Source organism: Haloarchaeobius pelagicus, assembly GCF_051207375.1.
In the GTDB taxonomy this organism is placed as follows: Archaea; Halobacteriota; Halobacteria; order Halobacteriales; family Natrialbaceae; genus Haloarchaeobius.
In genome coordinates, this window is sequence record NZ_JBPJZD010000001.1 from 1,171,140 (window position 1) to 1,184,767 (window position 13,628).

Below are 13,628 nucleotides of genomic sequence, written 5' to 3' on the forward strand. Positions count from 1 at the left end.
GCCTGCCGGACGAAGGTATTTTATCCCGGCGCGCTTACCTGTCGAAAATAGATGGCACCGGAGGGTGGGAACGATTCGGCCGGTTCACCGACCTGTGACGACTGCGGAGCGACGGTCGGCCCTGACGACAACTTCTGTACGACGTGTGGGGCCGCACTCGGGGCTGCGGCTGGCGACGAGGCCGCCAGCGAGTGGCAGTGGGGCCTGGCTTCCGAGTCCGACCAGCGTGAACGACAGGGAGACACCGTACACGACGACCCCGGCGACCCCGACGGCCCCGACGACCCCGACGGCCCCGACGGCCCCGACGACCCGGCACCGCCCAGCGACGACGATCTCCCAGACTGGCAGAAACGCTGTCCGGCCTGCGAGGCGGTGCTGGTCGCACAGGCGGTTCGGTGTACGAACTGCGGTGCCACCCAGCCCGACGCGTCCGCACCGGCGGGGACGACGGGTGACCCGGCTACCGGCGTCCACGGAGCCGGCGTTCGGGACGGTGCCCGGCCGGATACGGAGGCATCGACCGAGAACTGGCCACACGCCGACTCGCGTGCCGACCCGACCCGGACCACGACCGACGCGGGCAAGGGCGAGGTCCAGTACGAACGCGAACGAGCACGGGACAGGACCGTCGAACACCGGCGTGACGGTCGACCCGGGGACGGCCCAACACATGCTCCCGGGGCCGAACACGAGGTGTCGGCCGCCCCCGAAGCCACACGGCAGCGTCGGCGAACCCAGCGCTCCGCACACTGGATAGAGGACATCGGTCGGGACCCCCCCGAAGGAGGCTGGGGCGGTAAGTTCGCGGAACCGAAGACGCGCGGGCAGACGGTCGAGCAGGGGTCGCGACCCTTCGAACCGGAGCCACCCAACGAGAACTGGTGGCTCGGCGTCCTGCTCCCCGCCGGGCTCACCCTGCTGGGGGCGTTCGTAGGCGTCTCGCAGCAGCCCGGCCTGCTCGCACAGGGATTCCTGCCCTGGACCGGGGACGCCTACGGCGTGTTCGAGGTCGCGGCCGCGCTCACGCCGACGCTCGCGCCGCTCGCGCTCTACCTGGACCGCAAGTTCGTCCACCAGACGACGGGGTGGCTGCCCTCGAAGGCGTTCTTCCTCGTCGTGGTGCCGTACCTCAACATCCTGGTGACGGCGCTCTACCTCTGGAAACGGGACCAGTACGTCGACACGCTGTGAGTGCTCGCCCATCCAGTCGGCCGGTGCCCGAACCGTTACGTCCGCGGGTCCCGCAGGTCCGCGCATGTACCTCGCAGACCAGACGTGGCCGGACCTCGGTGACTACGTCGCAGAGGAGTCGGTGGCCATCGTCCCGCTTGGGTCGACCGAACAGCACGGCCCACACCTCCCGTTGAGTACCGACCACAAGATTGCAGAAGCGCTCGCCCGCGAGGCCGCCGAGAGGACGGGCTTCCTCTGTACGCCCACCATCGATATCGGCGTGAGCACCCACCACATGCAGTTCCACGGGACGATGTCGGTCGACCCGCCTGCCTTCCGTGACTACGTCGAGAGCTTCTCGCGGAACCTCACCCGCCACGGTATCGACCGCATCGTCTACGTCAACGCCCACGGCGGGAACATGCAACACCTCCGCGAGGTCGGCCGTCGGCTCCGCGAGGACCGCGCCGCCTACGCCGTCGAGTGGATGTGGGACGAGTCCATCCCGGACCTCATCGACGAGTTCTTCCCGAACAAGGGCCCCCATGGCGGGCCGAAGGAGACCTCGATGCTGCTCCACATCGACCCCGAGAACGTGAAGACGGACAAACTGGAAGCGGCCAGGGATGGCGGCCGCGTGAACCTCGAAGACGGGAACCCGACGATTCACGGCGCGCGAAACTACTACGACGCCATCGACAACTCGCCGAACGGCGTCTTCGGCGACCAGACCGAAGCCAGCGCCGAGAAGGGGGCGCAACTGCTCGACGCCGCGAGCGAGCAACTCGCCTTCCTGCTGGAGTGGCTCGACGACAAACCGTTCGACGACCTCATGGCCAAACCGCACGTCGACCCGCAACCGGGCAGTCGGCGCGAGTGAGCGCGGTAAATTTCGCCACTGTTTCGAAACGAATATTGGGCTGTTGTCGTATCCAACCCTATGGACGAACGAGTGCGCGAGCACGCACGAATCCTGGTCGAACAGTGTACCGACATCCAGAAGGGGGACTGCGTCGCCATCAGCGCGCCGGCGGACGCAGAGGACCTCGCCGTTGCCATCGCGGAGAGGCTCGGTGAGAAGGGAGCCCACCCGACGACGAACGTGGGCCTCCCCCGCGTGAACCGGGCGTACATGCTCGCCATGGACCCCGAGGACTTCGAGACGCCCGCCCACATCAAGGCGATGGCGGAGAACACGGACGCGTTCATCTCGGTCAAGGGTTCGGAGAACATGTTCGAGACGAGTGACGTGCCGCCGGAGAAGAACCAGGCCCGCGCCAAGCACTTCAAGCCCATCCAGGAGGCCTACATGGACTCGAAGTGGTGTGTCACGCAGTATCCCTGCGCCGGTGACGCCCAGAAGGCCGAGATGAGCACGCCCGCCTACGAGGAGTTCGTCTGGGGAGCCATCAACAAGGACTGGGACGAACAGCGAGAGTTCCAGGAGAACATGGTCGAGATTCTCGACCCCGCCGACGAGGTTCGCATCGTCTCCGGCGAGACGACCGACATCACCATGTCCGTCTCCGGGAACATCACCATCAACGACACCGCCGAACACAACCTGCCCGGCGGCGAGGTGTTCACCGCGCCGGTCCCCGATTCGGTCGAGGGTGAGGTGCTGTTCGACAAGCCGCTGATGGCCCAGGGCCGCGAGGTCACCGGCGTCTGGCTCAAGTTCGAGGAGGGCGAGGTCGTCGACCATTCCGCAGAGAAGAACGAGGAGGTCCTGACCGCCCTGCTGAACACCGACGAAGGCTCGAAACGGCTCGGCGAGCTGGGCATCGGGATGAATCGCGACATCGACCGGTTCACCTACAACATGCTGTTCGACGAGAAGATGGGCGACACGGTCCACATGGCCATCGGACGCGCCTACGAGGAGAACATCGGTGAGGACAACGAGCAGAACCAGTCCGTCGTCCACACCGACATGATCGTCGACATGAGCGAGGACTCGTACATCGAGGTCGACGGCGAGGTCGTCCAGCGCAACGGGACCTTCAGGTTCGAAGACGGATTCGAGGAGTAGGGTGATTCGGAGCGAGCGTAGCGAGTGAGAATCACCTATTTGCGAGCGGGGAGCGCAGCGACCCGCGAGGAGTAGCGAGGGGCCGAACGAAGCGAGGGCCCTCGTATCCGAACGGCGTAGCCGCGAGCAATAGACCCGTTCTGAAAAGTGGAAAACGACGAGATTCCACCGACTGTTCTTCCAGTTTATCCTCGCCGGTAACTCACCGCGATGCCCTCACCAACGGGCAACACGACCGTCTCGAAGTCGTCGTCGGCTCTGACCGTTTCGAGGTAGTCGAAGATGCCCTGCGTGTGCTCGTTGACTTCACCGGGGTCGTCGCCCTCGACCAGTTCGAGCAACTTGTCGAACTCGATGGGGCCGGCGGTCATCGCGTTGTCCGCGACGACGACCGCCCCCGGCGCGAGCTTGGGTTTCACGGCCTCGAACGCCTCTTTGTACCGGTGTTTCTGGTGGTCGATGAGCACGCAGTCGAAGGGACCGTCGTAGCGCTCGATGGCGTCGAGGGCGTCGCCGTGTTCGTAGCTGGCGAGGTGGTCGACGCCCCCGCGCGAGAGGAACTCGCGGGCCTGGTCGAGTTCGTCCGCGTCGAACTCCGTGAGGACGACCTGTCCGTCCTCGGGGAGCGCCTGTGCCCACCAGTACGCCGAGTAGCCGAAGCCGGAGCCGAACTCGAAGACGCGCTCGGCGTCGACCATCCGGGCGAGCATCCGGAGGAGCCCGCCGACCTCGGGGCCGACGTGCGGGAAGTCGTGGGATTGGGCGTACTCGTCCATTTCGCGGCCGAGGTCGTCCGGTTCCGGCGCGGTGGCAGCGACGAAGCGGGCGATGTCGTCGGCAGGGATGTCCATACCGGACGTGCGGTCGAGAGCCTGTTAAAACTGCGCGGCGACGCTACCGGAACCGGCCCACCGGGTAGCCGACCTTCTCGGGTTCGGCGTGGAACCGGGTGACTATCTCGTCGTAGAGTTCGTTCCGGGTCGCCTGCATCCGCTTGGGGTGGACGAGGTACCGGAGCCGGAGGATGACCCACGTCTGTTCCATCCGGACGTTCACGGTGGGGCGCTCGTTGACCTCCAGTTCGACCGGCGTCTCGTCGAGTTTGCGCCGGTAGCGTTCGGTCCGGGCGGCCATCTCGTCGCCGAGGTACTCGTCGGCGACCTCGCGCATGGTCTGCTTCGCGAAGTCGAGGTCGGTCTCGTAGGACACCTGGACCTCCAGTTCGTTCCAGACGAACGGGAAGTCGTCGATGGCGTAGTTGAACACCTGCGAGGAGAGCACCATGCTGTTCGGGACCGTGACGGCCCGGCCGGAGGGCTGGTGCGAGGTGACGAGGTCGCCGTCGATCTCCCACAGCGTCGTGACGAGGAAGTCCACGTCGATGACGTCCCCGCGAGCGTCCTCGATGCGGATGCGGTCGCCGACCTGGTACGGCCGTTTGGCCATGATATACACCCAGCCCAGGAGCGAGGAGAGCGGCTGCTGGAGGGCGAAGGTGATGGCGAACCCGACGATACCCAGCGAGAACAGCACTCCCACCCACTGGCCGGTGAACACGCCCGCGACGGCGATGGCGGCCGCGACGATGAACGCGAGCCGGAGCACGTTCCGGACGTCGTGACGACGGCGTTTGTCGCGGACGATGCGTGCGAGGCCGATGCTCGTGAGCAGGTAGATGCCGTACGCCGCGCCGGCGATGGTGACCGAGAGCAGTCCCTTCCGGACCCACGGCTTCAGGGCCGCTGGTTCGACTCCCAGAACGCTTCCCTGCTCCCCCACGACCAGATTCCAGAGCGGGTCGAAGAACGTCACGCTGATGAACGAAAGCGCGGCGATGGCGAGCACCGTGTACCCGAGACGACGTTTCACGCCGAAGCAATGGGAACCCCGTGGGAAAACCGTTGTGCCACGTCGCCTTTTTTTGAGTGGGCCTCCAAGTCGGCGGTATGCCACAGGACATCGTCGAGCGTGTGGACGGACTCGTCCACCCCGAGACGCAGGTTCGCGACCACGGTATCGACCTGACGGTGAGTGCCATCCACGAGGTCGTCGGGCCCGGCCGCATCGACTTCGGTGAGGACGAACTGCAGGAGGCCGAGTTCGAGCCACACGAGCTGACGACCCGGAACCCGGGCGACGAGTACCAGTGGTGGGAACTCGACTCGGGCCAGTACGTCGTCCAGTACAACGAGTTCATGGTCGGCGAGGGTGCGGCACGCCTGCTCCTCCAGCCCCGCAACAAACTCATGGCCCGCGGAGCCTCGCACCCGACGGTGACTGTCGGCGATCACCTGCCGCTGATGCCGCTCTCGGTCGGTGGGGCCGGGCTCAACATCAAGGAGAACGCACGTATCTCGACGCTGGTCCCGGTTCACGCCGTCGACGACGGCCCGCTCGACAGCGAGACGACCGTCGTCGAGGACTGAGAGCCGACCCAGCGCGTTCTTTTTTCGACCCCTCCTTGGGAAGTGGTACCAACCATTAAGCCCTCCTCGGCCGAACTATCACGTGGGTGTTACTCCCAATGAGCGAAAAGAAAATCCTGCTGCTGGCCGGTGACTTCGTCGAAGACTACGAGATAATGGTGCCGTTTCAGGCACTCCAGGCGGTGGGCCACGAGGTCCACGCGGTCTGTCCGGAGAAGGAGACAGGCGAGACGGTCAAGACCGCCGTCCACGACTTCCGGGGGGACCAGACGTACCTGGAGACGCGCGGACACGACTTCGCCCTGAACGCGACGTTCGCCGACATCGACCCCGCGGAGTACGATGCACTGGTCGTCCCCGGCGGCCGTGCCCCCGAGTACCTCCGCAACTACGACGAGGTCATCTCGGCGGTCCAGCACTTCTTCGAGGCCGACAAGCCGGTCGCGTGTATCTGCCATGGCGCGCAGATTCTGGCAGCCGCGGGGGTCATCGACGGGTACGGCTGTACCGCCTACCCCGCACTGAAGTACGACGTGGAGGCGGCTGGTGGCGAATGGCATGACGGCGTCACGACCGACGGGAACCTCGTGACCGCACAGGCGTGGCCCGACCACCCCGAATGGCTCGCACAGTTCCTCGACGTGCTGGGAACCGAGATCGCCCACGAAGAACCTGTCACGGCGGACGACTGAGCGGGACGGCAGTACCTGCGGGACGCGGCGAACTGATATATTCGCCCGGCGTACTTCTCTCATGAAGACGGGTCCCCGGGCTCCTGCTGTCGGCGTCCTCAGTTTGCACAGCAGCAAGGAGACGAAAGCCATCTGTAACGCCCTCGTGGCGCTTGGCGCGCACGCCGAGTGGCTCCGCGAGGAGAACACGACCATCCGGATACGCGACGGCGAGGTCGAACTCGACCCGCCGGTCGACGTCGTGGTGAACCGATTGCTGCTCTCGAAGGCGGACGCACCGCTCGAAGAGCTGTGTCTCGCGAACCGGTTCGCGACCCTCCGACCCACGCTGAACCACCCCGAACACGTTCTGACCGCGCTCGACAAGTACGCGACCGCCATCGCCCTCGTCGAGAACGATATCCCGGTGCCCGACGCCGTATTGGCGCTCGATTATCACCAGTTCAACGAGGAACTCCGGTCGTTCGGCGAGAAGGCCGTGTACAAGACGGCCATCGGCACGAACGGGGCCGGCACCTGGCTGGTCGAGACGGACGAACAGAAGACGCCGAGCGTCGGGATGAAACAGGCGTTCCTCCAGGAGTACGTCGAGACCAAGGGGGACCGCCACCGTGACATGCGGGTGTACGTGGTCGGCAACGAGGTCATCGGCTCGATGTTCCGGTACGCGCCGCCGGGGGACTGGCGGACCAACGTCGCCCTGGGCGGCGAGGTCGAAGACGCGGGCGACGCACTGACCGACGAGGTGGCCGACCTCGCGCTGCGGGCGACCGAGGTGCTCCAGCTGGACTACGCGGGCGTCGACGTGGTCGAAGGACCCGACGGGTGGTGCGTCCTCGAAGTCAACCCCACGGCCGGGTTCAAGGGGCTGTACGAGGCGACCGGCATCTCTCCCGCGCCGTACATCGCGAAACTCGCCATCGAGCGTGCCGGTGGGGAAGTCGAGATGGCGCGCGTCACCGAACTCGCCGCAACGCTCGACGACTCCATCCCGGCATGTGCCCCGCTGGCGGTCACCGACGGTGCTGACCCGGCGACCGTCGGCTACATCGAGGAGGTGACCGTCATCGGGACCAGCGGTGCCGAGACGGTGTTCGCGAAGTCCGACACCGGTGCAGGGCGGACCAGCATCGACACGCGGCTGGCGGCCGCCATCGGTGCCGGTCCCGTCACGAACAGCATCAGGATCAAGTCCGGCAGTCTGAAAGGTGGCCGCGTGCGGCCCATGGTCGACGTGGTCGTCGACCTCGGCGGCGAGCGCCACACCGTCCAGGCAAGCGTGGAGGACCGCAGCCACATGGAACACCCCGTGTTGCTCGGGCGGGACGTGCTCCAGTACTATCACGTGAACATCAATACCCGGGCCGACGGGAGCGCGTGAGGGGCAGTTTCTACCGGGTACCCCCCTGCAGGCGGGTGATTACGGCACGAACATATCGTTACCGGGTGGTGACGACGTGACAGGGTGTTGTTTTCGTGACCCCGGACCGCGCAAGCTATACCATGTCACAGCCTATCTATGAGCATGGATACCGGCGGGAGGGACGACATGGATCCCTTCTTCGAAGAGTTCGAGAGGTTGTTCAGCGACGCGCTGGGGGGTCGCTTCGATAGCAGCGGTTGGCTATCAGACAGGATTCTCTGGAGCGTATACCAGGAGCAGGACGAGGTGTTCGTCGTCGCGGACGTCCCAGGTGGGGTCGACCGAGAGGACATCGCGATCCGCTGTACGGGCCGAACCGCGTCGTTGCGTGTGAGCCACCCGTACGCAGGGGAGTGGTCGGTGTCGCTCCCGACGACCGTCGAGACGAGCCCGGCCAGTACCCGGTACACCAACGGCGTGCTGGAGCTCGTCTTCGAGAAGGCACCGACCGTCACGGTCGAGTAGCCGCTGTTTCCCCGTTCTGAAGGGTCGCACGGCTAGCCGGCGCTGTGCCCGTTTTTCGACGGCCGATATCGATTCGGCCGATATCGACTCCACCGAGAGACCGTCTCGCGCTTAGCGCCGCCGGTCGGCCGCAGCCACGAGGTCGCCGACGCGCCCGGCATCGACCGGGTTCGTGGTCTCTCCCTCGGTCTTGAGCGCGGTACCGACGATGACACCGTCGGCCAGTTCGAGCGTCTGTGCGACGCTGGTCTGGGTCACGCCACTCCCCACGAACAGCGGAATCTGGGGGAATCGCTCGTCGAGCAGGGCCCGCGCGTCTTCGAGCACGTCGTGTGAGGTCGGGTCCCCGGTCCCGCTACCGGAGACGATGATGCCGTCGGCGAGACCGCGCTCGCAGGCGTCGGCGAGTTCGGCCCTCATCGACCGGTCACCGAGCGGTGCGGCGTGTTTGACGCCCACGTCGACGAGGACGGCCACGTCGGCGTCGAGTCGGTCGCGCAGGCGCATCGTCTCGTGGGCCTGCCCCTGCAGGAGGCCCTGGTCGGTGACGGTCGCACCCACGTGGACGTTCACTCTGACGTAGTCCGCGTCGACCGCGGCCGCGATGGAGAGCGCAGCCTCGGCGTCGTTCCGCAGGACGTTCACGCCGACCGGCACGTCGGTCTGGTCGACGAGGTCCTGGCAGAACGCGGTCATCGACGCGACCACGTGCTTGGGCACGTCGTCGGGGTAGAACGGTGCGTCGCCGAAGTTCTCGACCATGATACCGTCGACGCCGCCAGCTTCGAGTGCCTGGGCGTCCGCCAGCATGCGTTCGCGGATGGCTGCGCGGTCACCCTCGAACCGGGGTGCACCCGGCAGGGGCGGGAGGTGGACCATCCCGATGACCGGCTTCGCGGTGCCGAAGAGGGGCTCGCAGTTCATACTGCCGCGTTGCTCGGCCAGCGCGATAAACGACCCCTTCTGGGCTGGCAGGCGGAGACGGCGGCTACCGGCAAAGTCGACAGCCTCCGGCACGGGTTTCAAACCCGGTAGCCAACCCCGACCCATGAGCGACCTCTTCAGTTCTCTCACGATTCGCGAGACCACGCTCTCGAACCGGGTGATGGTCTCCCCGATGTGCCAGTACTCCTGCGAGTTCGACGGGCTGGCGACGGCCTGGCACCAGCAACACCTCGGTAGCCGCGCCGTCGGCGGAGCCGGCCTCGTCATGTCCGAGGCCACCGCGGTCACCCCCGAGGGCCGTATCTCACCGCGAGACCTCGGTATCTGGAGCCAGGAGCACGCTGACGCCCTCGCGCCGGTCACCCAGTTCATCCGGACGCAGGGGTCGGTCCCGGCCATCCAGCTCGCCCACGCGGGCCACAAGGGGACGAAGTCGCCCCCGTGGGACGGCTCCGAACCTGTCTCGCCCGACGAGGGCGGCTGGGTCGCCCCCTCGCCGTCGGCCGAGGCGTACCCGTACGACGACGACAAGCAGGTCGAGACGATGTCGACCGAGGACGTCGAGCAACTCGTCGACGACTTCGCACAGGCCGCCAGCTACGCGCTGGACGCCGGCTTCGAGGTCGCCGAGGTCCACGCGGCTCACGGCTACCTGCTCCACGAGTTCCTGTCGCCGGTGACCAACAGGCGCGAGGACCGCTACGGCGGCGACTTCGAGGCGAGAACGAGAATCGTCCGCGAGGTCACCGAGGCGGTCCGACAGGTGTGGCCCGACGAGAAGCCGGTGTTCGTGCGCGTTTCGGCCACGGACTGGCTCCCGGACCGCGAGTCGTGGGACCTCGACCAGACGGCCCGGCTCGCGGGCGACCTCGCCGACCTCGGCGTCGACCTCGTCGACGTGTCTGCGGGTGGGCTACACCCGGACCAGCAGCTGCCCGACACCGGCCCGAACTACCAGGTCCCGTTCGCCGAGCGCGTCGCCGCGGAGACCGAGGCACTCGTCGGGGCTGTCGGCGGCATCACGACCGGCCAGCAGGCCGACGCCCTCATCCGGAACGGGCGCGCGGACCTCGCCATCGTCGGCCGGGAACACCTCCGGGACCCCTACTTCACGCTCCACGCCGCCGAGGAACTCGGCCGTGAGGACGCGGTGGAGTGGCCGGTCCAGTACCGGCGCGCGGTGTAGCGGATACAAACCTCGAGGGACGTTCCAGACCCGTGGATATCCGGGTCAACTATCATTATCTTCTCGGGAGAAGTTCGAGAACGCATGCCTGCACACGGTCACAACCTCACGGACTACGAGGCACTGCGCGAGAACTTCTCCTGGGACGATATCTACGCCGAGGCCGACTGGGACGCCCCGGACCGGCTGAACATCGGCCACGAGGTGTGCGACCGCCACGCCGAGGACCGCTCCCGGGTCGCACTCTACTACGTGGGGACCGACGGCGAGACGGAGACGGTCCCGTTCTGGGAGCTGCGAGACCGCTCGAACCGGTTCGCGAACGTCCTCGACGAACTCGTCGACGAGGGTGACCGCGTCTTCTCGTACATGCCGCGGGTCCCCGAGCACTACGTCGCGCTGGTCGGGACACTCAAGACCGGCGCGGTGTGGGGCTCGGTGAACGAGCGCTTCGGCCCGGACGGCATCTCCTACCGGCTCGACGACTGTGACGCGAAGGTGGTCGTCACTACCGCAGAGAACCGCGACACCATCGACCGGGCGCTCGAAGACGCCCCCTCGGTCGAACACGTCATCGTCCTCTCGCGGGACGGCCGTGGCATCCGGCAGGGCGACATCAGCTTCCGGGCGGCCGTGGAAGACGCGAGCCGCGAGTACGAGCCCGCCGAGACCGGCGGCGAGGACGACGCGCTCCTCTACTACACCAGCGGGACGACCGGGTTGGCCAAAGGCGTCCAGCACAAGCACCGCTGGGTCGCGGGCGTCGCGGCCACCCAGCGATTCGCGGTCGACCTCCAGCCCGAGGATTGCTACTGGTCGACGGGCGACCTCGGCTGGCTCACCGGCCCCATCAACACCCTCGGCGCGTGGTTCTGGGGCGCGACCCTGTTCACCTACGAGGGCGAGTTCGACCCCGAGACCTGGGCCGACCTGCTCGACGAGTACCCGATCTCCGTCCTCTTCTCGGTCCCGACCGCCTACCGCATGCTCCGGGCGAACGAGGCGGTCCTCGACGGGAAGTCGCTGGACCTGCGCCACGCGCTCTCCATCGGTGAACCGCTCTCGGGTGGTGTCGTGGAGTGGGCAGAGGACCGCCTCGGTGTGACCGTCCACGACACCTACGGCCAGACCGAGACGGGCAACATGATAATCAACAACTACCCGACGATGGATGTCAAGCCGGGCAGCATGGGCCGACCGCTCCCCGGTATCGAGGCGGCGGTCGTGGACCCCGAGACCGGCGAGGAGCTCGAACCGGGCGAGACCGGTGAGATCGCCCAGCGCGGGGAGTACCCCTGCTTCTTCGCGGGGTACTGGCAGAAGCCGGAGAAGACGGAGGACTGTTTCGTGAATGATTGGTACCTGTCCGGCGACCTCGCGCACATTGACGAGGACGGCTACTTCTGGTTCGAGGGCCGGGCCGACGACGTCATCCTCTCGTCGGGCTACCGCATCGGCCCGTTCGAGGTCGAGTCCTCGCTGGGTGAACACCCCGCCGTCGCCGAGGCCGCCGTGGTTCCCAAGCCCCACGAAGAGCGCGGGAACATCGTGAAGGCGTACGTCGTCTGCACCGACGAGTACGAGGGGTCGGATGCCCTCGTGACCGAGCTACAGGACCACGTGAAAGACGAGCTCTCGGCGCACGAGTACCCACGTGAGATAGAGTTCGTCGCGGACCTGCCGAAGACCGTCACGGGAAAGATTCGGCGCACGGAACTCCGGGACCGGACCGCGGACCCGACGGCCTGAGAGCTAGGCCACGAAATCCGGAAAACAGCGACTCGACGTTCTCTCCGATTCTATTCTTCGGTGCGTTCGATGTGGTCGACCTGTTTCTTCTGGACCGTCATCGCGCCGACCGTCCCGCCGAGGACGAACAGCAACAGGGCTGCCAGGAGCGCGAGTGGCGGGAACAGCACCATCACGAGTATCACCGACCCGAATCCGACGAGAACCACTGCCTGAACCAGTTTCGATGTCCTCGCGCGGGCGAGATACACCGGGAACAGCAAGATTCCGATGATGACCGATCCGAACTCGGCGAGTCCCCCCAGAACCCGTCGTACGTCTATGGTGCGCGACCCCCCAAATTGTCGCATACATTAAGCTAAGCCAGCCCAGTTTATCTGGTTTTCCCGGGGATGTGCGGGTAGTTTCACGGTAAGTGAGTGATGGGGAGGAGAGTACCGCTCGGTAACCTGGAAATTCAACCAGGGCGGTATAAATCGAGTGCAGTGCGACGGTTCAGTCGTCTTTCCACTTGATGGAACAGCCCTGCGACGGCTGCCATTCGAGGTCGACTTCTTCCCCGGCCAGCAGCGCGTCGATGGCCTCGCGGATGTGGAAGCGCGTCGGCTCGGCGTCGGGGTTCATCGCGTCGTCGAGGCGACCCTGGTAGACGAGCTGGAACTCCCCATCCGAATTTTCGAACAGGAACGGGTCGGGTGTGCAGACCGCGCCGTACTCCTTCGCGACTGCCTGGCTCTCGTCGCGGAGGTAGGCGTCGTACTGGATGCGGCCGTCCTCGGTCCACTCCTGCATCGCCTCGTAGGAGTCGTCAGGGTACTCCGCCTCGTCGTTCGGGTTGATGCCGACCACGGCCACCTCGTCGTACTCGTCGGCGAGTTCGTTCAGGAGGCCGAACTTGGCCTGCGCGTATGGGCAGTGGTTGCAGGTGAACACGACGAGCAGCCCCTCGTAGTCACTGAAATCGTCGAGAGAGTAGGTGTTCCCGTCGACGCCGGGGAGTTCGAAGTCCGGTGCGGCGTCACCTTTCTGCATGTCGGTGTCGGAGTCGAGCAGAACCATGTGCAGGAGTAGTCGCGCCCGGTGTTAGTGGTTTTCGCTCGGGGACACCGGGGAAAGGGTTTTGTCCGGTCGCTCTGCACGAGGGCACAGAGGGCAAGACACGTGGCACTCTCACCCACCGCACTCGGCGCGGGTCTGGTCTGCTTCCTCGTCGCGGCCATCGCGGTCAGGAACCCCCGGGTCAACGGCCTCCGTGGTGACCTCCCCGACGAGGCGACGACCGCCGAACGGCTCGCCGCCTCCTTCGTCGCCGGCATCCTGTTCCTGTTCGGACTCGTGCTGTTCTATCTCGGCCTCGGGCTCTGAGAGGTGGAGCCGGACGCGGGTGACCCACTCCACCTCCACATCCCTCCCCGCATCGCCCCGCACCTCCACATCCCTCCCCGCATCGCCCCGCACCTCCACGTCCCTGCGGTTGCAGAAACGATGGTTCCGCTTCCATATCAGGAGAAAGATACTTCGTGCAGAGGAACAC

At 66.2% G+C, this 13,628-nt stretch carries 15 protein-coding genes; 10 read left to right on the top strand and 5 right to left on the bottom strand.

Translation table 11 applies throughout. The annotated features are described in order from the left end of the window. Window positions 1-51: 51 nt before the first annotated feature. The 3 genes from ACSC1S_RS06155 (at window position 52) to ACSC1S_RS06165 (ending at window position 3,208) form a co-directional block, all read left to right on the top strand. Window positions 52-1,194, top strand: a complete 1,143-nt coding sequence (locus ACSC1S_RS06155; RefSeq protein WP_435363591.1) for a hypothetical protein — start codon at window positions 52-54, stop codon at window positions 1,192-1,194. A 64-nt stretch (window positions 1,195-1,258) separates the two neighbouring features. Next, a complete protein-coding gene (locus ACSC1S_RS06160; RefSeq protein WP_435363592.1) occupies window positions 1,259-2,056 on the top strand; it encodes a creatininase family protein in 798 nt (265 codons plus the stop codon). Between the two features lie 60 nt (window positions 2,057-2,116). Beyond that, window positions 2,117-3,208 carry an aminopeptidase gene (locus tag ACSC1S_RS06165; protein WP_435363593.1) on the top strand — a complete coding sequence of 364 codons (1,092 nt, stop codon included), beginning with the start codon at window positions 2,117-2,119 and terminating at the stop codon, window positions 3,206-3,208. 185 nt (window positions 3,209-3,393) lie between these two features. On the opposite strand, the gene ACSC1S_RS06170 is transcribed toward ACSC1S_RS06165, so the two are convergent. Together ACSC1S_RS06170 and ACSC1S_RS06175 are read right to left on the bottom strand one after the other, a co-directional pair. Beyond that, window positions 3,394-4,059 carry an O-methyltransferase gene (locus ACSC1S_RS06170; protein ID WP_435363594.1) on the bottom strand — a complete coding sequence of 222 codons (666 nt, stop codon included), beginning with the start codon at window positions 4,057-4,059 and terminating at the stop codon, window positions 3,394-3,396. Between the two features lie 43 nt (window positions 4,060-4,102). Beyond that, the gene (locus tag ACSC1S_RS06175; protein WP_435363595.1) at window positions 4,103-5,077 is read right to left on the bottom strand and encodes a mechanosensitive ion channel family protein; all 975 of its coding nucleotides are present in this window, start codon (window positions 5,075-5,077) and stop codon (window positions 4,103-4,105) included. A 77-nt stretch (window positions 5,078-5,154) separates the two neighbouring features. Here ACSC1S_RS06175 and ACSC1S_RS06180 point away from each other — a divergent pair, with 77 nt between their 5' ends. The 4 genes from ACSC1S_RS06180 (at window position 5,155) to ACSC1S_RS06195 (ending at window position 8,214) form a co-directional block, all read left to right on the top strand. Continuing rightward, window positions 5,155-5,634 carry a dCTP deaminase/dUTPase family protein gene (locus ACSC1S_RS06180; protein WP_435363596.1) on the top strand — a complete coding sequence of 160 codons (480 nt, stop codon included), beginning with the start codon at window positions 5,155-5,157 and terminating at the stop codon, window positions 5,632-5,634. Window positions 5,635-5,732: 98 nt separating this feature from the next. After that, entirely contained in the window at window positions 5,733-6,326 is a 594-nt protein-coding gene (locus ACSC1S_RS06185; protein WP_435363597.1) for a DJ-1/PfpI family protein, read from the top strand. Between the two features lie 61 nt (window positions 6,327-6,387). Continuing rightward, window positions 6,388-7,707: a RimK family alpha-L-glutamate ligase gene (locus ACSC1S_RS06190; protein WP_435363598.1), complete on the top strand. Its 1,320-nt coding sequence runs from the start codon at window positions 6,388-6,390 to the stop codon at window positions 7,705-7,707. A 168-nt stretch (window positions 7,708-7,875) separates the two neighbouring features. Beyond that, entirely contained in the window at window positions 7,876-8,214 is a 339-nt protein-coding gene (locus ACSC1S_RS06195; RefSeq protein ID WP_435317992.1) for an Hsp20/alpha crystallin family protein, read from the top strand. A gap of 111 nt (window positions 8,215-8,325) precedes the next feature. Here ACSC1S_RS06195 and ACSC1S_RS06200 read toward each other — a convergent pair whose 3' ends face one another. Next, window positions 8,326-9,138, bottom strand: coding sequence for a BtpA/SgcQ family protein (locus ACSC1S_RS06200; RefSeq protein ID WP_435363599.1), 813 nt, complete (start codon window positions 9,136-9,138; stop codon window positions 8,326-8,328). Between the two features lie 124 nt (window positions 9,139-9,262). On the opposite strand from ACSC1S_RS06200, the gene ACSC1S_RS06205 reads away from it, so the two are divergent. Both ACSC1S_RS06205 and ACSC1S_RS06210 read left to right on the top strand, forming a co-directional pair. Next, window positions 9,263-10,345 (top strand): NADH:flavin oxidoreductase/NADH oxidase, encoded by a 1,083-nt coding sequence (locus ACSC1S_RS06205; RefSeq protein ID WP_435317990.1) that lies wholly within the window; start codon window positions 9,263-9,265, stop codon window positions 10,343-10,345. An 84-nt stretch (window positions 10,346-10,429) separates the two neighbouring features. Then, the gene (locus tag ACSC1S_RS06210; RefSeq protein WP_435363600.1) at window positions 10,430-12,094 is read left to right on the top strand and encodes an acetate--CoA ligase; all 1,665 of its coding nucleotides are present in this window, start codon (window positions 10,430-10,432) and stop codon (window positions 12,092-12,094) included. Window positions 12,095-12,144: 50 nt separating this feature from the next. Here ACSC1S_RS06210 and ACSC1S_RS06215 read toward each other — a convergent pair whose 3' ends face one another. Next, window positions 12,145-12,444 (bottom strand): hypothetical protein, encoded by a 300-nt coding sequence (locus ACSC1S_RS06215; protein WP_435363601.1) that lies wholly within the window; start codon window positions 12,442-12,444, stop codon window positions 12,145-12,147. 145 nt (window positions 12,445-12,589) lie between these two features. After that, a complete protein-coding gene (locus ACSC1S_RS06220) occupies window positions 12,590-13,153 on the bottom strand; it encodes a thioredoxin family protein (RefSeq protein ID WP_435363602.1) in 564 nt (187 codons plus the stop codon). A 102-nt stretch (window positions 13,154-13,255) separates the two neighbouring features. Here ACSC1S_RS06220 and ACSC1S_RS06225 point away from each other — a divergent pair, with 102 nt between their 5' ends. Continuing rightward, entirely contained in the window at window positions 13,256-13,459 is a 204-nt protein-coding gene (locus ACSC1S_RS06225) for a hypothetical protein (RefSeq protein WP_435363603.1), read from the top strand. Window positions 13,460-13,628: the final 169 nt, after the last annotated feature.